22 protein-coding genes are annotated in these 26,032 nt (G+C 52.4%); 7 read left to right on the forward strand and 15 right to left on the reverse strand.

Annotated elements, in window-relative coordinates:
- Window positions 1–77 precede the first annotated feature (77 nt).
- From guaA to fsa, 4 genes are all read right to left on the reverse strand, one after another.
- Entirely contained in the window at window positions 78–1,631 is a 1,554-nt protein-coding gene (gene guaA, locus FC49_RS07860) for a glutamine-hydrolyzing GMP synthase (protein ID WP_056984714.1), read from the reverse strand.
- Between the two features lie 292 nt (window positions 1,632–1,923).
- On the reverse strand, window positions 1,924–3,942 hold the full coding sequence (tkt, locus tag FC49_RS07865) for a transketolase (RefSeq protein ID WP_056984715.1): 2,019 nt from the start codon (window positions 3,940–3,942) through the stop codon (window positions 1,924–1,926).
- Window positions 3,943–3,958: 16 nt separating this feature from the next.
- Window positions 3,959–4,480 carry a triose-phosphate isomerase gene (locus FC49_RS07870; protein WP_056984716.1) on the reverse strand — a complete coding sequence of 174 codons (522 nt, stop codon included), beginning with the start codon at window positions 4,478–4,480 and terminating at the stop codon, window positions 3,959–3,961.
- 15 nt (window positions 4,481–4,495) lie between these two features.
- Window positions 4,496–5,152 (reverse strand): fructose-6-phosphate aldolase, encoded by a 657-nt coding sequence (gene fsa, locus FC49_RS07875; RefSeq protein WP_003714583.1) that lies wholly within the window; start codon window positions 5,150–5,152, stop codon window positions 4,496–4,498.
- Between the two features lie 277 nt (window positions 5,153–5,429).
- On the opposite strand from fsa, the gene FC49_RS07880 reads away from it, so the two are divergent.
- Window positions 5,430–6,608 (forward strand): ATP-binding protein, encoded by a 1,179-nt coding sequence (locus FC49_RS07880; protein WP_056984717.1) that lies wholly within the window; start codon window positions 5,430–5,432, stop codon window positions 6,606–6,608.
- A 255-nt stretch (window positions 6,609–6,863) separates the two neighbouring features.
- Here the strand turns inward: FC49_RS07880 and coaA are convergent, their stop codons facing one another.
- On the reverse strand, window positions 6,864–7,787 hold the full coding sequence (gene coaA, locus FC49_RS07885; RefSeq protein ID WP_034537365.1) for a type I pantothenate kinase: 924 nt from the start codon (window positions 7,785–7,787) through the stop codon (window positions 6,864–6,866).
- Window positions 7,788–7,983: 196 nt separating this feature from the next.
- Here coaA and FC49_RS07890 point away from each other — a divergent pair, with 196 nt between their 5' ends.
- A complete protein-coding gene (locus FC49_RS07890) occupies window positions 7,984–8,631 on the forward strand; it encodes a thiaminase II/PqqC family protein (RefSeq protein WP_056984718.1) in 648 nt (215 codons plus the stop codon).
- Window positions 8,632–8,701: 70 nt separating this feature from the next.
- On the opposite strand, the gene FC49_RS07895 is transcribed toward FC49_RS07890, so the two are convergent.
- The 7 genes from FC49_RS07895 to FC49_RS07925 all read right to left on the reverse strand — a co-directional run bounded on the left by FC49_RS07895 (window position 8,702) and on the right by FC49_RS07925 (window position 16,681).
- Window positions 8,702–9,847 (reverse strand): glycerate kinase family protein, encoded by a 1,146-nt coding sequence (locus FC49_RS07895; RefSeq protein ID WP_056984719.1) that lies wholly within the window; start codon window positions 9,845–9,847, stop codon window positions 8,702–8,704.
- A gap of 22 nt (window positions 9,848–9,869) precedes the next feature.
- Window positions 9,870–11,165, reverse strand: a complete 1,296-nt coding sequence (locus FC49_RS07900) for a GntP family permease (protein WP_056984720.1) — start codon at window positions 11,163–11,165, stop codon at window positions 9,870–9,872.
- 241 nt (window positions 11,166–11,406) lie between these two features.
- Window positions 11,407–13,344, reverse strand: a complete 1,938-nt coding sequence (locus tag FC49_RS07905; RefSeq protein ID WP_003715098.1) for a copper-translocating P-type ATPase — start codon at window positions 13,342–13,344, stop codon at window positions 11,407–11,409.
- Window positions 13,344–13,631, reverse strand: coding sequence for a cupredoxin domain-containing protein (locus tag FC49_RS07910; protein WP_003714576.1), 288 nt, complete (start codon window positions 13,629–13,631; stop codon window positions 13,344–13,346). The genes FC49_RS07905 and FC49_RS07910 overlap by 1 nt, the downstream gene beginning before the upstream one ends.
- A complete protein-coding gene (locus tag FC49_RS07915; protein WP_003714585.1) occupies window positions 13,631–14,008 on the reverse strand; it encodes a cupredoxin domain-containing protein in 378 nt (125 codons plus the stop codon). The genes FC49_RS07910 and FC49_RS07915 overlap by 1 nt, the downstream gene beginning before the upstream one ends.
- A gap of 12 nt (window positions 14,009–14,020) precedes the next feature.
- On the reverse strand, window positions 14,021–14,461 hold the full coding sequence (locus FC49_RS07920; protein ID WP_056984721.1) for a CopY/TcrY family copper transport repressor: 441 nt from the start codon (window positions 14,459–14,461) through the stop codon (window positions 14,021–14,023).
- Between the two features lie 123 nt (window positions 14,462–14,584).
- Entirely contained in the window at window positions 14,585–16,681 is a 2,097-nt protein-coding gene (locus FC49_RS07925) for an LTA synthase family protein (protein ID WP_003714596.1), read from the reverse strand.
- A 231-nt stretch (window positions 16,682–16,912) separates the two neighbouring features.
- Here FC49_RS07925 and FC49_RS07930 point away from each other — a divergent pair, with 231 nt between their 5' ends.
- The gene (locus tag FC49_RS07930; RefSeq protein WP_034537374.1) at window positions 16,913–17,785 is read left to right on the forward strand and encodes a DMT family transporter; all 873 of its coding nucleotides are present in this window, start codon (window positions 16,913–16,915) and stop codon (window positions 17,783–17,785) included.
- 197 nt (window positions 17,786–17,982) lie between these two features.
- Here FC49_RS07930 and helD read toward each other — a convergent pair whose 3' ends face one another.
- Complete coding sequence (gene helD, locus FC49_RS07935; protein ID WP_056984722.1) at window positions 17,983–20,283, reverse strand: RNA polymerase recycling motor HelD; 2,301 nt, start codon at window positions 20,281–20,283, stop codon at window positions 17,983–17,985.
- Between the two features lie 192 nt (window positions 20,284–20,475).
- Here helD and FC49_RS07940 point away from each other — a divergent pair, with 192 nt between their 5' ends.
- The 3 genes from FC49_RS07940 to hflX all read left to right on the forward strand — a co-directional run bounded on the left by FC49_RS07940 (window position 20,476) and on the right by hflX (window position 23,164).
- Entirely contained in the window at window positions 20,476–21,126 is a 651-nt protein-coding gene (locus FC49_RS07940) for a DedA family protein (protein WP_056984723.1), read from the forward strand.
- 79 nt (window positions 21,127–21,205) lie between these two features.
- Window positions 21,206–21,856, forward strand: a complete 651-nt coding sequence (locus FC49_RS07945) for a histidine phosphatase family protein (RefSeq protein WP_056984724.1) — start codon at window positions 21,206–21,208, stop codon at window positions 21,854–21,856.
- Between the two features lie 33 nt (window positions 21,857–21,889).
- The gene (gene hflX / locus FC49_RS07950; protein WP_056984725.1) at window positions 21,890–23,164 is read left to right on the forward strand and encodes a GTPase HflX; all 1,275 of its coding nucleotides are present in this window, start codon (window positions 21,890–21,892) and stop codon (window positions 23,162–23,164) included.
- A 52-nt stretch (window positions 23,165–23,216) separates the two neighbouring features.
- On the opposite strand, the gene FC49_RS07955 is transcribed toward hflX, so the two are convergent.
- Window positions 23,217–24,629: an o-succinylbenzoate--CoA ligase gene (locus FC49_RS07955; RefSeq protein WP_056984726.1), complete on the reverse strand. Its 1,413-nt coding sequence runs from the start codon at window positions 24,627–24,629 to the stop codon at window positions 23,217–23,219.
- A gap of 11 nt (window positions 24,630–24,640) precedes the next feature.
- Complete coding sequence (menB, locus tag FC49_RS07960; RefSeq protein WP_003712948.1) at window positions 24,641–25,462, reverse strand: 1,4-dihydroxy-2-naphthoyl-CoA synthase; 822 nt, start codon at window positions 25,460–25,462, stop codon at window positions 24,641–24,643.
- A 35-nt stretch (window positions 25,463–25,497) separates the two neighbouring features.
- Here menB and FC49_RS07965 point away from each other — a divergent pair, with 35 nt between their 5' ends.
- Complete coding sequence (locus FC49_RS07965) at window positions 25,498–25,869, forward strand: PaaI family thioesterase (protein WP_056984727.1); 372 nt, start codon at window positions 25,498–25,500, stop codon at window positions 25,867–25,869.
- The last annotated feature ends 163 nt before the right edge of the window (window positions 25,870–26,032 follow it).

A 26,032-nucleotide genomic window follows, 5' to 3' on the forward strand; every position in this document is an offset into this window, starting at 1 on the left:
TTTTGTCTAACAATTATGAGGCACTTCAGTAGGACAATCGTTACTTGCTTTTTAATACAAATGAATAAAATGTTAAATTATTCGTATTCAATCGTCGAAGGCGGCTTACTCGTGACATCGTAAAGGATCCGGTTAACGTGGTCAACTTCATTGACGATCCGGACGGAAATCTTTTGCAAGACGTCCCACGGAATCTTGGCGAAGTCGGCGGTCATCCCGTCAATCGAGGTCACAGCCCGGATGGCAACGGCGTAGTCATATGTCCGACCATCACCCATGACCCCAACGGAGCGAATGCCCGGCAGGACGGTGAAGTATTGCCAAATCTTCTCATCCAGACCGGCCTTCTTGATTTCTTCACGCAGGATGGCGTCACTTTCCCGAACAATTTCCAGCTTTTCGGGCGTGATTTCACCAATCACCCGGATTCCCAGACCCGGGCCAGGGAATGGTTGCCGCCAAACCAGTTCGTGCGGAATCCCCAGTTTTTCACCCAGCTCACGGGTTTCATCCTTGAAGAGCTTGCGCAGCGGTTCGATCAGCTTAAAGCCGAGCTTCTTCGGCAAGCCCCCAACATTGTGGTGGGACTTGATCGTCTGGGCTGTATCCGTCCCGGATTCGATGACGTCAGTATACAGGGTTCCCTGAGCCAGGAAGTCCGCGTCCGGAATCTTCTTAGCTTCTTCATTGAAGACCTCAATAAATTCCTTGCCGATAATCTTTCGCTTTTGTTCGGGATCAGTCACCCCTGCCAGCTTACCCAGGAAGCGGTCAGCAGCGTCCACCTTGACAATGTTCACACCGAGGTCCTTGTTCAATGCCTTCATGACCTGGTCTGCTTCGTTCTTCCGCAACAGACCGTGGTCAACGAAAATACACGTCAGCTGGTCATCAATCGCCTTGTGGATCAACACGGCCGTCACGCTGGAGTCCACCCCACCAGACAGACCGAGGATAACCTTCTTGTCGCCAACTTCCTTGCGAATGTGTTCCACCTGCAAGTCAATGAGGTCGTCCATCGTCCAGTTATCCTTCGCACCACAGACATCAAAGGCAAAGCGGCGCAGGATGTCCAACCCGTACTCGGAGTTCCGCACTTCGGCGTGGAATTGGATTCCGTAGAATTTCCGTTCGTTATCCGCGATGGCTGAAATCGGGCAATTCTTACTCGTTGCCGTTACCGTAAATCCAGCCGGTGCTTGGGTTACCAGGTCACCGTGGCTCATCCAAACATACTGTTTCTTCGGCAGGCCCTTAAACAAGACGGCGTCATCATCGACCACCTCAATGTCCGCCCGACCGTATTCAGAATTATTGGCATTTTCGACCTTGCCACCTAAATCATAGGCCATCAGCTGCATCCCGTAACAGATACCAAGAATCGGAATCCCCAGTTTGAAGATCTCTGGATCAACCTTAAAGGCTCCCTCGTCGTATACACTGTTGGGGCCACCGGAGAAAATGATTCCCTTAGGGTTGATCTGCTTGATTTCGTCCGCTGTAATCTTGTGTGACAGGAGTTCGGAATAGACCCCAAAATCACGCAGGCGGCGGGTAATCAGCTGGTTGTACTGACTACCGAAGTCCAGGACGATAATCTTGTCAAAAGCATCTAGATTGATGTTTGCCACGTTGCCACTTCCTTCATCAAAGTTTCTTAACCATTATTAGGATAAGTTTACAGGCATAAAGCCGGACGGTCAACTCCCCTGAGCGATTAATCGTTTCTTTTTTCCTAAAAAAGGTGGGGCCAAAAGCAACGAACACCTTTTGGCCCCACCTACTCAGATGGAATATTTAATTCAGAATGGAATGTGGTTAATAGTTAGCTATTTAGTGCCGCCGTTAACAGGGCTAATTCTTCATTGACGGCTTGCTGATCCAGTTGGGTTAATTCCTCATTCACTCGCACAATCATTCTCATCACCCCTTTCTAAGGATCGTCATGAACTGGTCCACCACGTTTTCAACGGTAAAGCCATACTTTGCGCTGATAGCTGCTCCGTTACCGCTCATGCCGAAATCATCGACCCCAATCGTTGCCCCATCGAGGCCCACGTACTGACCCCATGGTTGCGGACTAGCCATCTCGACAGCCAGGCGCGTCCGAACGGCATTCGGCAAAACCGCTTCCCGGTAGGCAGCCGGTTGTTCATTGAACAGTTCCATGCTTGGGACAGAAACGACCCGGACATCGACCTGGTAGTTCTCTGCCAAGGACTTTTTAGCGGCCAGTGCCAGGGATAGTTCGGAACCACTAGCCATTAGAATCCCATCAGGAGTTCCCGCGGCATCGGCAGCCACATAGGCTCCCCGTTGAACCGCCGCATTGATTGTTTCCGCCAGGACCGGCAAGTTCTGCCGGGAAGCCACAATTACACTTGGCCGGTCATCCGTTTGACCAATCACCCGCCAGGCCGCGACCACTTCGTTCGCGTCGGCAGGCCGGAACACCTGCACGTTTGGAATCGTCCGCAGCATTGCGAGCTGCTCAACCGGTTCGTGGGTAGGGCCATCCTCACCGACTGCTAATGAGTCGTGGGTGAAGATAAAGACGGATGGCAAGTGTTGGAGTGCCGCCAGACGGATGGCCGACTTGAGGTAGTCGCTAAAGACCATAAAGGTACTGCAATAGGCAGTGCTGCCGCCATGGAGGTTGATCCCATTCACGGCCGCCGCCATTGCAAACTCACGGACCCCAAAGTAGATATTGCGCCCACCGTAGTTAGCCGGACGGAAAATCTGGTCATCCTTGAGAGCAGTCTTGTTGGATGAGAAGAGGTCCGCGGACCCGCCCCACAGCTGAGGGTTGGCAGCAGCCAGGTCCTGCATAGTTTCGGCGTTTGCAACCCGTGTCGACACCTCTTCGCCGACCTGGTGGTGACTGCACAGGTTAGCGGTGTCCATCCCCTGCCGCGTCAGTTGCTGGACCGCCGTCGGGTATTCCTTCTGGTACTCAGCAAACATTTCCTGCCATTCCTGGTAGTTACGCGCCTTGTCCTCAATGTACTGGGCAAACTGCTGGTAAACCGCGGTTGGGTACTCAAACGGCTCATAAGGCCAGCCATAGTTTTCCCGCGTAATCGCCACGTTCTGTTTTCCCAACGGGCAACCGTGAACCTTATTCGTGCCCTCGTCAGGTGTGTTGTAGCCGATAATCGTCTTAACTTCGATCAGCGATGGCCGGCTGGTTTGTTGCGCGTTGCGGATTGCCTGGGCAATCGCGTTCAGGTCAGTACCATCCTCAACCAGCTGGTAATCCCAGTGGGCAGCCTTAAAGCGGGCGGCAGCACTTTCGTTCGTACTCAGACTCAGCGGCCCATCGAGGGTCACATCGTTTGAGTCGTAAAGAACGATCAGGTGGCCAAGACGGTTCTTCCCAGCCAGGTTAATTGCTTCTTCGGCAACACCTTCCATCAGGTCACCGTCACCAACGATCGAGTAAGTGTAGTGGTCGACCAGCGGGTAACCAGGCCGGTTATACTGCACCGCCAAATGACGCTCCGCCATTGCCATCCCCACAGCCATGCCAAAGCCTTGCCCCAGCGGGCCGGTGGAAGCATCAACCCCTGGAGTCAGCTGGTACTCCGGATGGCCTGGGGTTTTAGAGCCTAACTGCCGGAAGTTTTTGATATCGGCCAGGCTAACTTCGAAGCCGTTAAAGTGGAGCAGGCTGTATAGCAAGGCTGAACAGTGCCCACCAGATAAGACGAAGCGGTCCCGGTTGAGCCACTTATCGTCCTGGGGATTGAAGTTAAGGAACTTTTCCCAGAGAACGTATGCCATTGGTGCCATGCCGATTGGGGAACCTGGGTGGCCGCTCTTTGCCGCTTCAACCATGTCAATACTCATAAACCGCAGGGCATTGACAGCCAGCTGGTCGCTAATCGTAAAATCTTGTTGGCGCGCCCGGGTCACCGTTGTATTTAAACTACTAATCATACTTATCTAACCTCACTTAATTTATTAAGACGCCGTCCACGTTGCTGTCACACAGCACGTCGGCTAATTCTTCTTCAAAAACGAAACCGCCATAAATGATCTGAACCTGCCCAGCAGTTTCTTGATCATAAATAATCCGCAACAAGTCGCGAATTTGCCGGTGAGCGATCCTGATTCGCTGCGCGTCAGCTGGCAGGCGGCATTCGCCAGCCCAGCTCGGTGAATAAACAATCACCAGCCGTGCGACCGCCGCACGGCTCACCCCGGCTAGAACGTTGGTCAGCCGCCGACTCAGCAGGTAGGCAAAGTCAACGGGTGTCAGTCGAAGGTCTCCCTCATCAAGTTTCAAAACCGGTTGCTGGCTCCCCTGGAGCGTTGTCCGCAGCTGATGGTTGAGTTCTCGTGACGAGTGGTCAAGCAGCGTCAGGACCCGGCAGTTACTGATAAGTTCTGGCGCGTCCATTCCAGCCCGCAGAATTCGCAATTCACGACTTGTCGTCCGCATTGTTTCAGGCACCACGTTACGTTTCGTTAGCATCTCACTCACCCCTGCTTATTTCTTCTGCAGTTGTTCAAATTCGGCCCAATCCTTCTTAAACGTTGCCAGTCCCTTATCCGTCAGCGGGTGTTCCCACAATTTTGGAATGAGGTGACCAGGAATGGTGGCAATGTCACAGCCAGCCAGAGCAACCTGTTCAACATGTTGGCAGTGGCGGATGGAAGCGGCAATGATTTCCGTCTGGTAGCCATAGATGTCAAAAATCTGCCGCAGCTTTTCAACTAATTCCAGCCCACTCGCCCCGATGTCATCAAGCCGACCCAGGAAGGGACTGACGTAGGTCGCCCCCGCCTTTGCAGCCAGCAATCCTTGCGCTGCGGAGAAGACCAGGGTAACGTTTGTCTTAATCCCTTCTTTTGACAGAATGTTGACGGCCTTTAAGCCCGCCTCAGTCATCGGAATCTTAACGACAATGTTGTCCGCCCACTTGCTGAGCTTCCTAGCCTGGGTCACCATCCCGTCAGTATCGTCAGCCGTTACTTCAGCACTGACCGGGCCATCGACAATCGCGCAAATCTCCTTTTCGACGGTTTCCCAGTCTTTGCCTTCCCGGGCAATGATGGTTGGGTTAGTCGTCACCCCGTCTAGTAAGCCAAGGTCGTTGATTCGCTTAATTTCGTCGATGTTAGCAGTGTCCGCAAAAATCTTCATAGTGATAATCTCCTTCAAAGTTAGTTTCGCTGGTTAATCAGTATGCCTAAGTTCTTAATCGGTATTATTTAGCTTGTCAAGACAAGTAGACCAATTTATTTTTGCGCAACCAGTTGCATCTCCTAGCCAGCAGTAACCGTTTTTACTAAATTTTACTTTTTTACTAATGGTTTAGGTGGAAAATCGTTGATATATTTGGATTCTTTTCCAAATTTGCCGAGGTCGACAGATTTTGTTAAGATTTGTTTATTCAAGGAATTTTACTGGAGATGACTGGATGTTTGTCCGTTCAAAACAACTAGACCAATTAAAAAGTTCAATAAGCGATTCGACAATTAAAGTGGTTTATGGCGTCCGCCGCGGGGGTAAAACAACCCTGCTGGAACAGCTTCGTTCCTACCTGAAACGGCAGGGGGTCCCGAGCGCACGGATTCTAATCTACGACTTTGATCACCCTGCTAACGCTCAGCAGGATCCTACGCAGCTTTTTCAGCAAATTAAAAAAAAGCTCACCAGGGACCAGGTTACCTACCTGTTCCTTGATGAGCTTGAAACGGTGCCCAACTATCAATTATTAGTGCAAAAGTTAGTTCACTTGCCGCGGGTCGACCTGTACATCACCAGCTCGGCGGTTAGCATCCAACGGCTAGCCAGTCAGTTTCCCTGCCGGATGGTCTACCTAGGTCCCTTACGCTTTCAGGAGTTTCTCACCTACCATCAGCTTTCCGCCAATTTAAGTTCGCTCTACCACTACCTCAACACCGGCGGCTTCCCCTTCGCGCAGGAAATCCGGAATTTTACGGTAGCACGCAACTATTTTGAGGGTGTGATCAATACAATCATTCTCAACGGCTTTTCCCAGCGCAACACCCTGTGCAACGCGGGTCTCGTCCAGCAGCTGGCCCTCTTCTTAGCCAACCATGCTGGAGAATTGACCAACGTTTCACGGGTGGTTGCCAGCTTGCAGGACGGTAGCGTGAATGTTTCCAACAAGACCCTTGCCGCCTACCTCGATTTCCTTCAACAGGGCTTCCTCTTTGCCCCCTGCCAGGAACTCAACCTGAAAACAGGCACTGCCAAGCCGACCAACGCTCAGTATTTTCCAATTGACCCATCCCTGCGGTCGATTTTGGCGAACAAGCAGAATGCCCTGTCAGAACGAAATTTGGCAATCGTCGTGTTCAACGAGTTACGCAGCCGTGGCTACCAGGTCTTTACCAGCTGTAAGGACCATCCCGTAACCTTTGTCGGCATTCAAAACCAGCAGCGGCACTACTTCCAGTTCAACTTTTCCCTGCTCACCGACGCGGCTTACCAAAAAACGGTGGCGGGCCTGCACCGCCTCCCTGACGATGGTCCCCGGACGTTGATCCTTGCTAAGCAGGGCGACCACCAGCTCCCCGGCGATGACCAGGTCCAAACAGTGAGCCTGGTTGACTGGCTGATGACAGAATAAGCAAAGAGGGAATACCCCGGCTTCGCCTCCGCTGGCTCGTTCAGCCTAAAAATGAAGTGAGTGGGAAATAACCTTCTCGACAGGGCGTATGGCTAACCTAGAACGATAGTTGGCACGGCACGGGCCGGCTAGCGTTCGTAGTTAGACACTAGCCCTGTGGTTATTTCGCACGTTATCTTTATAATAGTTAAGAACTAGCAAGAGGCTGGTGAGAAAACCATCGTTTTCTCCCAGCCTCTTTCATATTTTATTCTCTTAACCCCGCCGCAGGTAGAGGCGGTCAACCACATGACCATGGGTCTTGTGCAAAATCAAGTTAGCTCTGGTCTTCGTTGGCAGGATAAAGTCGGTCAGGTTGGGCAGGTCGACCCGCCGCCACACATCTTTAGCCATTGCGAAGGCCTCCTCCTGGTTTCCCTGTGAGTACGGGTAGTAGTAGTTAGACGGGTCCGTGAAGGCCGTTTTTAAGAGCAGACCAAAACGTTGCAAGTACCAACACTCAATTAAGTCTGGGTCGGCATCAACGTAGATCGACCAGTCGAAGTAGTCACTGACATACAGGCGCTGGTTGCTTGGCAACTGTAAGGTATTGATTCCCTCAACAATCAAGATGTCTGGATGGTCAATTACCAGGGGCTTGTCTGGCTGAACATCATAAACCTGGTGGGAATACGTTGGCGCCGTGACTACCGGTTCACCCGCCTTGACATCGTTGAGGAACTTGAGGAGCTTCTCCATGTCGTAGGACTCTGGAAAACCTTTCCGGTCCATGATCCCCCGTCGTTTCAACTCCGCGTTCGGATACAGGAAACCATCCGTGGTCATCAATTCGACCCGCTTATCCGGCAGTAGTTTGTTTAGCAAAATACTGAGGAGCCGGGCAATCGTACTCTTCCCGACCGCCACCGAGCCTGCAATACCAATGATATAGGGAACCCGTCGTACTGGCTGCTGCAAAAAGTTGGCCTTTTGCATCTGCCATTCCAAAAAGTTTTGATAGTGTAATTGGAGCAGCTTAATCAGTGGCAGGTACACATCCTGAACGTCCGTCAACGAAATTCGGTCATTCAAGGACTTGATTTCGTCGAGGTTATCTTGGCTCAGACGGACAGAATCAGTTGGAAAAAAGCGGTGCCAGGTTTGCCGGTCAAATTGTTCGTAATTCATCCATTCATCCATTTTTAAAATCCTTTGTCGTCTATTTGTAAGCGTTTACCATCAATCATAGCACATTTCGTCTAACATACCATTTTGTTCGAACTTTCACTATTTTAGCAAGCGCTAGACGCAATCTTTCACCAGTATAGCAAATTTAGGCTAACCTGCGGGGAATAATCTAGCTTATAATTAAGAAAAACCAACAAGGAGTATTGCCATGACTGTTTTTACCACTACTTTAGCAGCGACCATTAACCAAACTACCGAAACGAGCGCTCGCGCTCCCTTCATTCAGCAGCTCAGCAGCGGCGACCTGCCCCTCGCGACCTTCCGCTACTACCTAATTCAGGACAACCACTACCTGACGGCCTTCAACCGGCTCCACCAGGAAATTGCGACCCACTTGCCAGCAAACGAAGGCGCGATTTTAAGCCACCTCGGAGAAGGCGAAGACGCGGTCCGCCAACGGATGCACAGGGAAATCGGCCTGGGCACACAGGAACTGCAAGAAACTCCCGTCGCCCCTAACGCATACTCCTACATCACCCATATGTACTACCAGCTAGACCGTTACGGCGCCGCGGCTGCTACCGCTGGTCTCCTTCCCTGCTACTGGCTGTACAGTGAGCTGGCCCAGCGTTTAGCCGTCAAGCACAGCCCGGTTCACCTGTACCAGGAGTTCTTTGACAGCTACACCGCCGCAGATTTCACTACCAGCACGGAACAAATGAAGGCGATCGTCAACCAGCAAGCCGCGAGTGTCGACGAACTTGGCCGCCAGCAAATGACCCGGGCATTTCAAATTTCTTGCTACTACGAGGAGCAGTTTTGGCAAATGGCCTTTGACCAGCAGGAATGGCTGTAGGCTGAAAGAAAATAATAACGAGCAAGGCCGCAGTGCGCATCATCCCTGGTCCGCACTGTGGCCTTCGTCGTTAATTTTTCACTGCTTTGATGAGTCGAGCAACGTTTTCTGCCGTCAGTGCGATATCGTGCGGTCCATCCGCAATCGCTTGTTCCAACGGCTTAGCTCCCACGGGGGTCGCAAAAATCGCGTCCATTGCTTCTTGACCGTACAAGCTGTCAATCCCCTTGCCAACGTTGCCGGCCAGCACAACGACCGGTGCCTGCGGAGCCACCGTCTTCGTTGCCAGTGCGACCCCATATGGCGTCTTACCAAACTTGGTCTGGAAATCAATGCCACCTTCACCGGTAAAGACCAGGTCGGCATCCACCGCCCGTTCCTTGAGCCTGGTAAATTCAACAACCAGGTCAATTCCCCGGGCCATCTCGGAATTGGTAAAGGCCATTAGGCCGGTTCCAAGTCCCCCAGCGGCTCCAGCACCCGGCCGTTGTTCAAGGTCTAGGTGGAGGTCTCGTTTAATGATTTCCGCGTAGTGGTGCAGGTTTCGGTCCAGGATGCTGACCATTTCCGGAGTTGCACCCTTCTGCGGTCCAAATACCGCGGAAGCCCCTTCCTTCCCGGTCAATGGGTTGGTAACGTCCGATGCAATCAATACCTGGGTGGCTTGGATTCGGGGATCTAAGTCACGGACATCAATCCGGGCAAGTCGGCCGAGGGCGCCACCACCGAGCGGGAGTTCATTACCACTCGCGTCCAGCAAGTGGGCTCCAAGAGCTTGGGCCATTCCCGCGCCGCCGTCGTTGGTAGCTGAGCCCCCAATTCCGAGAATAATCTTTTGAACGCCATGGTTCAGCGCGTCGAGCATTAATTCCCCGGTACCATAAGTCGTCGCAATCATTGGGTTATGCGTCTGGTCGTTAACGTACTGAATGCCGCTAGCCTGGGCCATTTCGATTACCGCCGTCCGGCCATCACCCAGGATGCCATAGTAGGCCTCGCTCAGCTCGTTCAGCGGGTTGTGAACCCTTTTCTTCATCAGGTGCCCCCGCGTAGCATCGACTAGCGATTGGACGGTTCCCTCCCCGCCATCAGCCATGGGGACCAGCTCATAATCTGCTTTCGGAAAGATCCGGGCGACACCGGTCCGAATTGCCTCAGCTACCTGCTTGGCAGTCAGCGAACCCTTAAATGAGTCCGGCGCAATCACAATCTTCATCATAATTCCTCCTTACCGGCTATTAAATCAAGTGCAGGAAACCATACAGAACCGTGGCGGTCAGACAAGCCGAGCCCCCACAAATCGCTTCGTATAGGATTCCCTGTGACCGCTGCTTGATGTCCATGTTCATGGCGTTTGCGGTGACGTGGAAGTAGTTTCCCTGGGGCAGCTGGTCAATTACGATTGCCCCCGTGTGAACCATCGCTGCCGCTGCTAATGGCTGGACCCCAAAGCCCAAAATTGCCTTAGAGAAGGAACCGGTAGCCAGGATAACACCGGTCGAAGTAGACGCCGCGGCACCAGCCATCAAAATACCAGAAAGTGGCGCTAGGAAGACCCCAGAAATGTGGCTGACCTTGATTGCGGAAATCAGTAGCTGCGGCAGGCTTGATTCGGTAATCGTCGCACCAATCGCTCCGGCACCAATTAAGATCATGACCACCGGCGTCATCTTCACCATCCCGGTCTGGGCATATTCACGAATCCGTTTCCCCTTGTGCATTGCTAATGCCCCGATAATCGCGGCAAATGGCAGGACGTAGGTCGCGTCTAAGTCAATCGTACTCATCCAGTGTACATGCAGGAGCTGGCCAATCGGGTTAATCAATAGCAGAACAACCGCAATGATTGGCGTAACTAACGAGGAGCCCAGGGATGGCAAATCTTCTTGCTCAATCCGGGGATTATCGGCCAGGTCAGCTGGCAAGACCGCGTCACCCCTATGTTTAATCAGTGAAGCGACGATCACCGTCACGATTAACGCCACAACCGCTGGAATGAAGTCAGCGATCATGACCTGGCTGAGGTTTAGACCAAACCCCTTCGCCGCCGCAATCGTGTTTGCATTTGGTGAAATAATGTTGCCGGCCTTGCCACCACCAGAAAGGGCAACCAGCAGGGCGAGTTTTGAAATCTGGCTCCGTTCACCGACCTCCAGTGCAATCGGTGCCACAATCAGCACCGCGACCGGGATAAAAACACCGACCGCGGTGATCACCATCGTGGCTAAGGCCAGGGCCAGGATCGCCATCCGGTCACCCATCTTGCCAACAATGGTCCGGGCAATCGTGTTGGCGGCCCCCGAATCCATCATCACGCCGGCTAACACTCCGGCGGCCAGGACCCGAACGACCGTCCCCATAACACTCTGGGAACCCTTCACCAAAATATTAACGGTCTGTAACAGACTGGCGCCCCCAACCAGCGAACCAATAATTGCACCAATAAACAGCGAGTACACCGCATCGACTTTTCTTAAAATCAAAATAATTGCAATGGCTAGCCCAATTAGGGCACCCCACCAAGAAACAAGCACAGCTTGCCATCTCCTTTATCTATCAATAATAAACACAAATTAAGAATACGCCGATTAGATTGAGAATACAATAACAAGCTGTTTAGGGAGCAGGAACATTAGGTTAATCTTGCTTTCATGTTGCTTAGTCGGACGGCTGCCATACCTTATCGGCCCAGTTTGTTAATTCACGTACAATCTTAAATAGTGAAAACAAAAAGTGGACCGGTACCCAGCAGGCAACCAATCCACTTTTTATTTATTATGCAGTTGCCGGATCATCACCGGCAATTTTGGTTTTATTGAGCAGTAATGATGAAGTAACGACCGATACTGATGAAAATGCCATCGCCAAGGCCGCCAGCTCCGGACTGAGTTGGAAGCCGACTGCCGTAAACAAGCCGGCGGCAATCGGGATCCCGACCGTGTTGTAAACCAGTGCCCAGAAGAGGTTCAACTTAATCCGGTTAAAGGTCTTCTTGGAAATATCTAAAGCCCGGACGACCCCACGCAAGTCATTTTGAACCAGGACAATGCCGCCGGAATCAATTGCGATATCCGTGCCGGAACCCATCGCGATCCCGACGTCTGCTGTCGAGAGGGCAGGGGCATCATTGATTCCGTCACCAACAAAGGCCACCTTGGCACCCGCATCCTGGAGTTCCTTGATGTGCTGGGCCTTTTCATTTGGCAAGACGCCGGCAATCACCTGGTCGATGCCGACCTGGTCAGCAATTGCTTGGGCGACCGCCGCGTTATCACCAGTCAGCATCACCGTCTTGAGCCCCCGGTCCCGCAACTCCTTGATTGCTTCTGGTGAACTAGCCTTCGGGACATCTTGAATGGCAATTAGGCCGATAATGTTCCCCGCTAAGCCAACGTAGACTACCGTCTTGGCTTCACTTTGCAACTTCTCCGCCGTCGCTTTCATTTCCCGGGAAATATTAATTTCCTCGAGGAGGCGTTCACTGCCGACGAAGGCTTCCTGACCCTGGTACTCGGCCCGGACGCCTTTACCTTCGATGGCCGCAAATTCACGAACCTGCTCAATGTTCAAGCCATCATCCGCGGCCCGCTTCATGATTGCCGTTGCCAGCGGGTGTTCGGAGGATTCTTCTAGGCTGGCGGCAACTTGCAGAACTTGCTTGGTATCCCCGATGATATCCGTCACCTGAGGCTTACCGACAGTAATCGTCCCGGTCTTATCAAAGACGACCGTGTCCAGATCACTGACTTCTTGGAGCACTTCCCCATTCTTGATGAGCACACCCATCTTGGCACTACGGGCGGTCCCCACCATCAGCGCCGTTGGGGTCGCCAAACCGAGCGCACATGGGCAGGCAATCACTACCACGGATACGGCAAACAGCATCGCCTGCACTGCCGTAGCGTCGAGGAAGGAATACCAGATGACAAAAGTTAAAATGGCGATTACGAGCACCGCGGGCACGAAGATGTTGGAAATCTTGTCGGTCAGGTTCTGGATTGGGGCATGACTCGTCTGGGCTTTCTTTACCATGTCGACAATCTGGGCCAGCATGGTGTCAGAGCCGATTTTAGTGGCTTTGAAGGTAATCGTCCCGTTACTGTTGATTGTAGAACCAACGACCGTATCCCCGACCTTTTTCATCACTGGAATACTTTCTCCGGTGACCATCGACTCGTCGATAGTGGAGGAACCCGCGGTAATCTGACCGTCAACTGGGACCTTTTCACCCGGCTTAACCCGGATTAAGTCACCAACTTGGACCTGGTCCAGCGGTACCTTAACGAATTGGCCGTCCTTCAGCACCTCAGCATCCTTGGCCTGGAGCCCCATTAACTTGCCCAGGGCATTGGAAGCGTTGTTGTGCATTTTCTCCTCCATTGCATCGCCGAGCAGGACGAAGACGGTCACAAAGGCCGCACTTTCAAAGTAAACCGGGCGGCCGGTCGCCATTGCAAAAACACTATAAAAGTAGGCCACGGCAGTCCCGGCCGCTACCAGAGTGTTCATGTTGGCACTGTGCTTCTTGAAGGCCCCAATCGCGCTCTTCCAGTATGGGGCCGCCGAAATCAGCATGATAATGGTCGTCGTGACTAGGGCAATCCAGTTGTAGGCGGGCATCATCCAGTGAAAGGGCATCGCTAACATCTGGACGAGCATCGGGATCGCCAGGATAAAGGAAATCCAGAAACGCTGGATGTTAGTCAGCTTCATCACTTTACGACCACCTTTCCGTGGAACATATCCATGCCGCAAGCGTAGTTGTACGTGCCAGGCTGGTCGGTCGGAATATTAACGGTAACCTCCTTTTGACCATCGAGCTTCACGTCGACGTCGAGGTCCTTGAAGACGACTTCGTTCATGCAGCCCATGTTGTCAGAAGGAATAAATTTCAACCGTGCCGGCTTGCCCTGCTTAAAGGTCACCACCTCCGGCTTATAGCCATGATTAGCAGCATTGACGGCAACTTTTTTACTCTGTTCTTTTGAAAAAATACTCATTATTTTACAACGACCTTTCCGTGAAACATATCCATACCACAAGCAAAGTTAAACGTTTCTTTCTTATCCGTCGGGATTTTAATCGACGTCACCTTTTGTTTCGTCAAGTCTTTATTGACCCCGAGCTGTTCAAAAACGACGTGCGACAGGCAGGCTGTCGAATCATGCATCTCAAAGTTAACCTCGGCTGGGACGCCTTTTTTCAGCACCACGGTCGCCGGGGAATAGCCGCCGTCGACCACGATGGTCGCGTTTTGCACATCATTAACCACCGTTGACTGGCCGACCGCTTCCGTATGCTTGCCCAAGAACCACCACAGGATAAAGGCGATTGCTAGTAAGCCCACAATCAGCACCAGGAGTTGACTAATATTCATTTTTTCACCTCATTAACAAAAATGTTCACCCTTATACAGGCAGTTACAAGGAACTGTTTCGGGCGCCGTCTGCGCCTTTTCATCGATTACCTTGCGCATGGCTGCCAGGTCCGTTTGCGAAACCGGGGAATCCTTCAGCAGCTGCAGCAAGATTTCACCCTTGTGCATATCACACAACTTATCAAGAAACTGTCGCGCCATTTGCGACATCATCGCTGTCTGACTGACGGTCGGAATATAAATGAAGCACCGCCCGTCCGGCTCGGTCCGCAGCAGGCCCTTTTTCACCAACCGGCGCAGCAGGGTTTTGATTGTTGACTCGGTCCAATCACACTCAGCCTGAAGTTCAGTAATCACCTTGTTGCTGTGGGCCTTGCCCAGTGTCCAGATAATCCGCATGACTTCCCATTCGGCATCTGTAATTGCACTCTCTTGTTCTACCACGTCTTTCATCTATTCGCCCCTCTTCCGTTTTAGTTTACAACTGTAACTATAAACTTAGTGTTTACATTTGTCAACAATAAAGAATTAAAAAAAGCAGAAACAGTTTATCACTGTCTCTGCATTCTCCCGTCATTATGGCTTCGGGAAGTTCAGCTTAGGATAATCCTTTAGCTCAGGGGCGTCCGTCGAATAATCATCAATCGTTGTCTGGTTATTATTCTTCGTCTTCAGGCTGGTTTTCTGCTTCTTTTGTGCGTCTTGCAGGTTGCGCAAGCTCTTCTTCAGGTTATAAGTGTAGTCCTTCTTATCAACCTTCTTAAAACCTGGCAACTTGTAGAAGCGGAGCAGGTCACCGTTGACGACCCGGTCGGAGAGGCCAAGGTCCGTGGTAACGTACTTTTGAATCTTGCTAAATTCCTTCTTCTGCTTAGCTGTCGCCTTGGTAATCTGCTTACCGTTCTTGGTGTAGTAGTAATCACCGTTGTACTTGGTGTACTTTGGCGTTACCCAGTCACCATTCCGGAATGGCACAATCTGGTTCCGTTCCGGCGAAAGCAGGTCTTGACCAAACTGAATGTAGTTCTTAGAACTGATTCCCAGCAGGTCTTCGATGGTCGGCAGTACATCGATTTCACCACCGTAAGTGTGATCAATCCCACCCTTGAGGCCCGGCATATTAATCATAAATGGTACCTTTTGGAACATTGCCAGGTCGTAGTTGGTAACCTTCTTCTTGTGAAGGATCTGGGCAATCGCTGGCTGGTGGTTGTTGGAAATCCCGTAGTGGTCACCATACAGGATCAGGACACTGTTTTGCCGCAGCCCGGACTTGTCCAGGTAGTCGAGGAATTCGCCGAGGGACTCATCAAGGTAGCGCGCCGTCTGTACGTACGGATCTACGGTATCATCACCGGTGTTCCACGGCTGAATATCCTTATTTTGCTTATCCAGGATGTACGGGTAGTGGTTCGTCACCGTAATCAGCTTCGCGTAGAACGGCTGCGGGAGCTGCTCGATATAGTGGGCACTCTCCTTCATGAAGATCTTATCCTTCATCCCGTAGCCGGCATCGTAATCCTTGGTCTTCGGGTAGTACTCCTTGCTAAAGAAGTACTGGTAGCCAAATGACTTGTAGGCATTGTCACGGTTCCAAAAGCTCGGGACATCCCCGTGGAAGGAGGCCGTCGTATAGCCTAGTTTCTGATGGAGGAGGGCCGGTGCGGACTGGAAGGTATTCGTCGTTCCGTCAGTAACCATCGCGGACCCTTCTGGCAAACCGTATAATGAGTTTTCCAGCATCATTTCCGCGTCGGCCGTCTTCCCCTGACCAACCTGGTGGAAGAAGTTATCAAAGGCCAGCGTGTCGTTCGCGTGGTAGAGCTTGTTCAGGTTCGGCATTACCTCCTGCCCATCCTGCTTGTAATCAATCATAAACTGTTGGAGACTCTCCAGGTGAATGACAAAGATGTTTTTCCCCTTTGCCACCCCTTCATACTGGACGTTAGGCCCCGCGTAGTTGTGGTGGATGAAGTTCAGGACTGGTTTCAGCTGATCCTGGTCGGCCCGGGCCTTAACCACGCTATTATGGGTGGTCTTAACCCCGTCGTAAATCGTGTAAGCCTGCAAGCCGAGGTACTTCACAATGTAGTTATTATCAAAGGTCCGCGTCAGCAACTGGGAACGGTCTGACTCCGCCATTCCCAAGTTCGCACCGAACAGGACGAAGCCGAGGGCGGTCACCGTCATCGCATAGCGAATCTTAAAGCGCCGCATATCCACCCGGATCAGGTGGAAGAGCAATACTAGGGCAAGGATAATGACGTCCGCATAAACCAGGAAGTCCTCCGGGCGGATAATCCCCATCAAACTCTTTCCCAGGTTATTGGAAGCCGCTCCCGACCCCTTGATCACGTTAAAGGTGATAAAGTCGGAAAACTCCCGGTAGTATAAAATATTGGAGAACAGCCAGGTTGACAGTAATGCATTAATAATCAGCATTAGCCAATAGGACAGCCGTCCCCTAAAGTACAGCGCGATTCCCAGGAAGACCAAGGCCCCCGGGATCGTATTAAAGGCCAGTAGGAAGTGTTGCATACTCCCCTTCACGCCAAGGTTGAATTCATTCTGATATGCCCAGTAACTCTTAATACAGAATAAGAGCACGACGAGCAGAAAGAACCCGAGCTTAGTGTTTAAGCCGCGGCGCAACTTCTGCAACGCTGTTTTCATTGATTAGTTCCTCCATAAAAAGTATCAGCATTAACAATAATACATTCTAAGCGTTAAAGGCAATTGACAAAAGCCTATTTTTCAAAAATTTTAAGATTACGGGCAACTTTTTGCGCCGGCACCGCTTACAGCCACTTACGCTTCCCGCGTGAAGATGTTAAGATTGGTGGTTGTAATTTGTGGAAGGGAAAATCGTTTACTATGTCAATTAACAAACGCCAAGCAGATTTAATGTTGTTTATCGTCGCCATCCTCTGGGGGAGCAGCTACGTCTTTGCCAAGCTCACCGTGGAGGCGGGAATGCATTCCGGCCTCATCAACGCCTGCCGGGGGACCATGTGTGTACTAGCCGGCGGCCTAATTTTCTTCAAGAAGATCCGGCACATGACCTGGGTTGACTTCCGCCTCGGCCTGGTCATCGGCACCATCAACTTCTTGGGCTACTACTTGCAGACCGACGCCCTCCGTTACACGACCCCAGCGAAGAACGCCTTCTTGACGACCATGTACATCGTCGTGGCGCCCTTCCTCCTCTGGCTCTTCTGGCGGGAACGCCCCCAGCGAAAGGCCTACCTTTCGATTAGCCTGTCAATCCTTGGAATGGCAATCCTGACCAACGTCTTTGCCGGACATTTCCACCTCCAGTATGGTGACTTTTTGACCCTCGTTTCCACCTTCTTCTGGGCCGGGCAAATTATTTTCTTCGCCAAGTACGCCCCGCACGCGTCCAGTCCCTGGGTGATTATTTTCATGATTGGGCTGTGCCAGGGAACCTTCGGCTGGATTACCACCTACTTCTTTGAGCGTCCTAGCTTGGGCAGTGTCCACTGGGTGCAAGCGCTGATTCCATTGGCAATTCTCGCTATCGGGATCACGTTCTTAGCCCAGGGAATGCAGATTACCGGTCAAGCTCATACCGACGCCACTACGGCGGGGTTAATTTTAATGCTGGAATCCTTCTTTGCCAGTGTGATGTCCGTCATTATGGGCTACGACCCCCTAACTCCGCAACTGGTCATCGGCGGGGTTATCCTGCTAGTCGCCAACGCTATTATGGAAGTTGACCTGCGGAGCTTGGTGGTTTTGAAAAGAAAAATGTTTTAATAACAATAAACGAGACTGGGAATTAACTCAACTTCTTTAATATTTTAAAGTTAGTAATGCCTCAGCGCAGTAGCTGGCTGGCAGTTCAAACGCTGATAAATCAGCGTTTGACCAACCTAGCCATCCTTGCGGAGGTTCGAAGACAAACGCCCCAAATCAGCTTGCTGGTTTGGGGCGTTTTTTCTCACTCTCTTTGCTTATTTATTAATCAACTCATATTCGTTAGCCGGCACCTGGTCCAGCAACGGTGTCACCTTCCCGACTGCGGTTAGGGTCAGCTCGTGCATCGCCCGGGAGCAAATCGTGTAGAGCAACTGGCGCTCATCATCCCCGTGGTACTGCTGGTTGTTGGCGTTCCAGACAATAACGGCGTCAAACTCCAGCCCCTTCGCCAGAAATGACGGGACAATAATCGTCCCCTTAACCAGCCGCTGGTTTTCCGTCCGGATCAGGGTCGTCTTGACGCCCCGCTGCTCAAGGGCCTTAAACAACTGCTCACTGTCTTCAAGGGTCTTGCCGATAATGGCGACCTGGTCATGCTCCTGCTGGTATTTTTGCAGGGTTGCCACCAGGGCGTCCACGCTGCCGTCAAAAGTCCCGCTTTCGATGACCTGCGGCAAGTCACCATCCCGGTCAAAGGCTTCAATCGCCTCCCCGTCTAGCAGGATGTGCTTGGTAAAGTCGGTAATCTGCTTAGTCGACCGGTAGGACTTCGTTAGCTGGACGACCTTGGTCTTCTCCGGATCAAACATCGTACTCAGCTGGCGGAGGAGACTCTTGCTGTTTTCGTGGGTAAAGATGGCCTGGTTGAGGTCCCCCAGCAATGTAAACTTAGCCCGCGGAAAGCGGAACTTGAGGTAGGCCAGCTGGTAAGGGTCGTAATCCTGGACCTCATCGACAAAGACGTAGCGGATGTCGCGTTGACCGTGCTTCCCCGTAATCAGGTCGTACAGGTAGAGGTAGATGGTAATTCCCGTTGCACTGATCTGCCGTTTCTTGAGGCCCTCCTTGGTCTGGTCAACGAAAGCCTGCCACTGGTCGGCCATCAAGCCGTAATCCGCCAAGTTAACCAGCTTGGGTGTCACCCGGAGGAGGTGGAGATACTGGCCATTGATGTTGAGCCACTGGTTATGGTTGATGGCCCGTTTGATTGGCTCAAAGGCTTGCATGACAATCTTCCGGGCCAGGAACTTAAACTCCTTATCATCACTCTCAAATTCCCGCGGTTCGTTCGCAAAGAGGGTGTCCAGCTCCTCCTTGCTCAGGCTCTGGACCCGCTCCTCAACCCACTTGCTCCGCATTTCCGTGCTGACCCGGTGGTTGAGGTACTTGATCAGCTCTTCTTTCGTACCGTCTAAACGGTTGCCGAGCTTGTAGTTGTTGTTAAAGGAATAGTAAATTTCCCGAATCTTGTCCTTGCTGATAAAGACCTTGCCGTTGAACATGATGTTCCGGAAGCGCATGTTGGCGTGACCTAAATGCTTGGCGTACCGGCCCGTCGCCTCAAAATAGCGTAGACTGGTCAGCAGCCGCTGGGCATTCTTATTCGTCTCATCCTGGCTGGCCGCAAAGCGCTGGGCAAGCGTTTGGACATGGAGTCCTGGAACCCGCCGGTTGGCAAACTGGAAGTAGGTCATCTGGACCATGTTATGTTCACCCAGCTCCGGCAAGACCTGGTCGATGTAGTCGTTGAAGAGCTGGTTAGGTGAAAAGAGGACTACCTGGGAGGAGGTCAGGTGCCCCCGGTAGCGGTAGAGCAGCCAGGCAACCCGTTGCAGAACCGCCGCGGTTTTACCTGAGCCCGCCGCTCCCTGAACAAAGAGGAGGTCGTCCTTGGTATCTCGGATGATTTCGTTTTGCGTCCGTTGGATGGTCGTGACGATACTCTTCATCTTGGTACTGGAGTGGTTGCCCAGGGCCTCCAGCAGCATCTGATCGCCAACCTGCTCATCGGTATCAAAAATCGTGACAATCGTACCATCTTTAATCTGAAACTGCCGCTTGAGGGTCAGGTCGACCTCTTGGGGACCCACCGGCGTTTCGTAGCTGACCTGGCCGAGCTTGCCCTCGTAGTAAACGGACGAAATCGGGGCCCGCCAGTCATAAACCAGGAAGTGGTCCGGCTGGTCGCTAAACGAGGCCAGGCCGATGTAGACTGACTCCGGCTTGTCAGCCCCCTTCTCCTTAAAGTCAATCCGCGCGAAGTACGGTTTCTGCTCCAACCGCCGCAGCGTTGCCAAGTGGTCGGCAGCGTGCTGCCAGCTATTATGCCGCTCGTCCAGCATTTGCTGCTGGGCCCGAAAGGACATGGCGGTGTCCATCATTCCAGAGTAGGTGGTAGTGTTTAGGTGGATATCATTGGTCTGCTGGTTAATATCCTCAATATCATTTTTGGCGGTCTTGATCCGTTCCTCTACCCGGGTCTTTGCCTTTTTGATTTCAGTGAGTACGTGCTCAAGGTGCTGTTGTTCCTGTTCCTTTATTGCTTTTTCAGCCACTGACTATCCCTACCTTTCCGGTTTTTAAAATCGTTATATTATTATAGCATTCCTTGCCGTTTCTCCGGTAGTAATTAGCCGGCTAGCAATTATTTAAGGGTGGGTTAATTTTCGAGCGAACTGCTAGTCAAAACCGGCGCGGGCCCCTACAATTAATATACTAGGCTATAAATTACAGAAAGGAGTTGCCACATGGCCCATCTTTTTTACGTACTGACCCACATTGCAGAAGTACTCATCCCGATGTTTGAATGGCTGGGGCCGTGGAGCTACCTCATCCTCTTCGTGATTGTGTTCATGGAAACCGGCTTGGTGGTCTTCCCCTGGCTTCCGGGCGGTTCGCTGGTGTTTTTGACCAGCTCCTTCATCGCCGTCCACCCGATTTTAAAAATGCACATCGTCGTCCCCGTCTTTTTCCTGGCGGCCTTTATCGGCGACTCCGTCAACTACTGGATCGGTCACAGTCTCTCCCGCTGGCACTGGATTGAAAAACGGCTGGCGGGGCCCCGCATGTTGACCGCTAAAGAATATTTAAACCGCTACGGTTTCTGGGCAGTGGCGTTTGGTCGGTTCGTGCCGCTGATCCGTTCCTTTATTCCAACTATCTCTGGTATGATGCACTACCCCTTCCGTCATTTCACCATCGGCAACTTTGTCGGTGTGGCCTTGTGGGTAGCTCTGGGCTGCGGTGTCGGTTACTTCTTTGGCTCGATTCCCCTGGTCAAAGAGCACTTCTCCCTCGTGATTTTGGCAATGGCCTCCTGTGCGGTTCTGGCCGGGGCCGGAATGTGGGGTATCAAAGTGCTCCAACAAAAAATTATTAAACGGAATCGAATGCTCTAGGGTTCTTTAGTGCGGTTTGCCAGCCATTCATGGTAAAATATGAATAGTATTTTTATGATTTAAAGGAGTTTTACCCAAAATGGCAATTACCGTTTATTTTGTTCGTCATGGTCAAACCTACCTCAACCGCTACCACCGTGTCCAAGGCTGGTCAGATGCTCCCCTGACCAGTCAGGGGCAAACAGATGCCAAGCGAACTGGTAAGGTCCTGAGCGGGGTAGGCTTCGACTACCTATTTAGCAGCGACCTCGCCCGGACGATGGAAACCGCCCGCTTGCTGCTGGCTGCTAGCAACAATTCTAAGATCAAGGCACCGACCCCCACGCCCGCTTTCCGGGAAGAATTTTTCGGTTTCTTTGAGGGACTGGATTCTGCCATGCTGACTAATTTCTTAGGTGCCGAGACCGGGTTCGACAACTTTGCCGACATGTTTAGCAAACTCGGGCCGGACACGTTAAAGGACCGGGTAGCTGCGGCCGACCCTTACAAGGACGCGGAAAACCACGTTCAATTTTGGAACCGGGTCAGCAAAGGCATTGACCGCCTGCGCTCCCTGCCGGACGGCTCGACCGCAGTCGTGGTTTCCCACGGGGTAACGATTCGATCAATCGCTGAACACTATGGCTACCACACCACCGAGTCGGTCAAAAACGGAAGCATGACCCGCTTGACCCTGACACCGGCTGATACCCACGTTGACTTTTACAACCAACTTGAATTACCAGAATAAACTTTATCCGCAAAGGGGGAACAATACTCTTAAATGGATACTACGATACAAAACGATGAACGCGTAATCATCACCGGACTGGACACCGGTCAGGATGATTATAATTATTCAATGACTGAACTGGCCGAACTCGCCCAGGCCAACCACATGGAGGTCGTTCAACGGGTCGACCAGGTAATCGACCGGCCTAATCCAGCAACCTACTTTGGCAAGGGGAAGGTCGCTGAAATCGCCGAACTAGCGGCCGCTAATGACGTGGCAACGATTATTACCAATGATGAGCTTTCGCCGAGCCAGCTCCGGAACCTGGAAGACGAAACTGGCAAGCGAATCCTGGACCGGACGGCACTGATTTTAGAAATCTTTGCCACCCGGGCCCAGACCAAGGAAGCCAAACTCCAGGTGCAAATTGCCGAGCTGCAATACCGGCTGCCCCGCCTGCAAACGAGCGCTAGCCAACGTCTCGACCAGCAGACCGGTGGCGGAAGCGGCTTTACCAACCGTGGTGCCGGTGAAACCAAGCTGGAAATGGACCGGCGGACGATTCAGCACCAAATCACCCACCTGCGGCATGAACTGGCAGCAATCGATAAATCTGAAGAGACGAAGCGCAAGCAGCGGGCTAAGAGCAACATCCCCACGGCTGCCCTCGTCGGTTACACCAACGCCGGCAAGTCGACCATCATGAATGGCCTGGTGCGGCGCTACGGGACGGTGGAGGACAAGACCGTCTTTGAAAAGGACATGCTTTTCGCCACTCTGGACACCAGTGTCCGGCGGTTAACCCTTCCTGGTAAAAAGGACTTCCTGCTCAGCGACACGGTTGGGTTTGTCAGCAAGCTGCCAACCAACCTGGTGGAATCGTTTAAGTCCACCCTCGCCGAAGCTGCCAACGCTGACCTGTTGATCCAGGTAATCGACTACTCTGATCCCAACTACGAAGAGATGATGCAGACCACCAAGGAAACGCTCAAGCAGATTGGAATCGACAACATCCCGATGGTCAACGTCTTCAACAAGGCTGATAAGACCGAAATCGAATTCCCGGTCTTGGAGGGGGACGACCAGGTCGTGATTTCCGCTAAGCAGGAGGAGTCGCTAGACCTCTTAGTAGATATTATCCGCAAGCACCTCTTCAAGGACTATGTCGAGGCGAAGCTGCTCCTGCCATTTTCGGCGGGGCAGCAAGTCTCCTACCTTAACGAACACACGAATATTCTCGATACCGAGTACCGCAATGACGGCACGCTCCTAACGGTAGAAATGTCACCCCAGGACGCCCAGCGCTTTGCCCAGTATCAGGTTTAAAACGTAAAAACCGGTTAGCGAATTTCAGCTTCGCCAACCGTTTTTTAATTGCTTACAGTTGTTTCCTTAACAAATAGCGTTGAATCTTGCCACTAGCATTCGTTGGCAGTTTAGCCACCCGCAGGTACCGGCGCGGCACCTTGTAGTGGGCCAGGTGCCGGTAGCCAAACGCCACGAGCTGAGCTTGATCCAGGGGCTGGTCGCTGACAACAAAGGCCACGGGTACTTCGCCCCATTCCGCGTCTGGCTGTCCAACTACCGCTAGTTGACGAATCCCGGGATAACGCAGGTAGACCTGCTCGACTTCCTGGGGAAAGATGTTCTCTCCACCCGAGATCATCATCTCGTCAGCCCGGCCGTCAACGTAGAGGTAACCATCCTTATCCAGGTGCCCAATATCGCCAGTTCGGTACCAGCCGTCCACCATCTTGGCGGGAAGTTTGGCGGGCAAGTTGAGGTAGCCCGGCGTTAACGCCGGTGTCTTCAACAGGATTTCACCGTCTGCGGCGAGTTTCATGCGGGTGGTAAAGAGGGGTTGCCCAACAGAGCCGATTTTGGCTAACGCGTCACTGGCCCGCAGTGCTATCACCTGCGAACAGGTTTCCGTCATGCCGTAACATTGAACGACCGGAATCCCCAGCTGCTGACACTGGGCCAGGGTAGCGCGGTCGAGAGTACCGCCGCCAAGGAGCATGCACCGGAACGTGGCCTGGTACTTCTGCCCGCTTGCCTGACGCTGGCTGACCAGCTTTTTCAGCATGAACGGTACTACCGACATGATGGTGACCGGTTCCGCAGCCAGAATTTGCTCAATCGCGGCTGGCCGAAATTTGGCAACCAGCCGAACAGTCATCCCGTAAATGAGCCCCCGCATCATGATTGAGAAGCCGCTGATGTGGAAAATCGGCGCAACGCACAGCCACTTATCCTGACCGGTCAGTCCCAGGTTTAACGCTGAGGAAACCGCCGAATAGAAGTGATTGCCAAAGGTTTGCAAAACGCCCTTGGGTTTCCCGGTCGTTCCAGAAGTATACATAATACTGGCGATCCGGTCACTGTCAAAGGCTGGGACAAGCGCCGCGGGTGCCGCCGCGATTTCTGCCAACTTTTGCAGGCGAATAAAGTCCGCCCCCATTTCCGGCCGCCACAGCTCATCGGCCACCAGGCAACAGTGCAGTTGGCTGTCCGCAATTTGCCGACTTAACTCTTCGTTAGCCAGGCGCCAGTTCAACCACACCACCGTCCGGCCACTGCAAATGATTGCCAGGGCTGCCAGGTACCCCGCCAGCCGGTTAGTCGTGAGTAAGCCGACCTTGTCACCTGGCGCCAGCTGGTCTAGCTGGCCGGCAAGCTGGGCAACCCGGTCCCGAAGCTGGGCAAACGTCAGCTGGGTGGCGCCATCATCGACTGCCACCCGGTCAGGCTGGGTAGCCGCCTGTTTCAATAACCAATTTTGCGTCTGCATATTACCGACCCCTATGGGAACTTCGGGAACTGGTCAAAGTCTGGCTTGCGCTTCTCATTGAAAGCGTCCCGACCTTCCTTACCCTCATCAGTCGTGTAGAAGAGCATGGTGGCATCCCCGCCGAGCTGTTGCAAGCCGGCTAGACCATCGGTGTCAGCATTCATCGCCGCCTTAATAAAGCGCAGGGCCGTTGGCGACTTCTGGAGGATCTCGTTGCACCAGTCTAAGGTGACCGATTCGACCTGGTCCAGTGGCACCACCTTGTTGATCCAGTTCATCTGGTAGGCTTCCTCCGCCGTGTAGAAGTGGTTGAGGAACCAGACTTCCTTGGCGCGCTTGTGGCCAATTACCCGGGCCAGGTAGCCGGAACCGTAGCCAGCGTCAAAGCTGCCGACCTTCGGACCAGTTTGACCAAACTTAGCGTTGTCCGCCGCGATCGTCAAGTCGCAGACCAGCTGGAGAATATTCCCGCCGCCGACTGACCAGCCCTTAACCATCGCAATTACTGGTTTCGGGATAATCCGGATCAGATGCTGGAGATCAAGGACATTCAAGCGGGCAATCTTGTCGGGGCCAACATAGCCACCGTTGCCCCGGACTCCCTGGTCACCACCGGACGAAAAGGCTAAATCGCCGGCGCCAGTTAGGATAATCACGCCAATTGTGCTATCATCACGACAAATAGTAAATGCGTCGATCATCTCTTGAATAGTGACCGGGGTAAACGCATTCCGCCGTTCTGGACGGTTCATCGTGATTTTAGCGATCTTGCCCGCCCGTTCGAAGATAATTTCAGAATACTCTTTTACCGGTTGCCAATTAACTTCTGTCATTATTAACTTACTCCTTTACAAGTGAGGTCATTACAATGAATCTACTAGAAAACTTAGGCATTCAAATCCAATCAGTCACCGCCGACCAAACCGTCATAACCGTCGCGGTCACCGACCAGCTCAAGCAGCCGTACGGGATCGTCCATGGCGGGATCAATGCCGTCCTGGCGGAAACTGCCGCGTCCCTCGGTGCTAACCAGTGGCTGCGGGACCACGATCAGGATCAGATAGCCATCGGTCTTAATATTAACACACAGCACCTGCGACCGGTGACCAGCGGCACGATTAAAACGGTTGCCACCCCCATTAAGTGCGGCCGGCGAACCCAAACCTGGCGAGCAGACGTATACAACCAAGACCAGCTCACCAGCACCAGTACCGTCGTGCTCGTTAACAGCGACCAGTAAAAATTGTGACGTTCTTTATCTTTAAAATAGCTAGAGGCTGGGAATTAACTCAACCTCTTAACTATTTTATAGATTAATAATGCCTCAGCGCAGTAGCTGGCTGGCAGGTCAGACGCTGATAAATCAGCGTTTGGCCAACCCCAAATAGGCTTGCTGCGCGGCG

This window comes from Limosilactobacillus oris DSM 4864, assembly GCF_001434465.1.
GTDB lineage: Bacteria > Bacillota > Bacilli > Lactobacillales > Lactobacillaceae > Limosilactobacillus > Limosilactobacillus oris.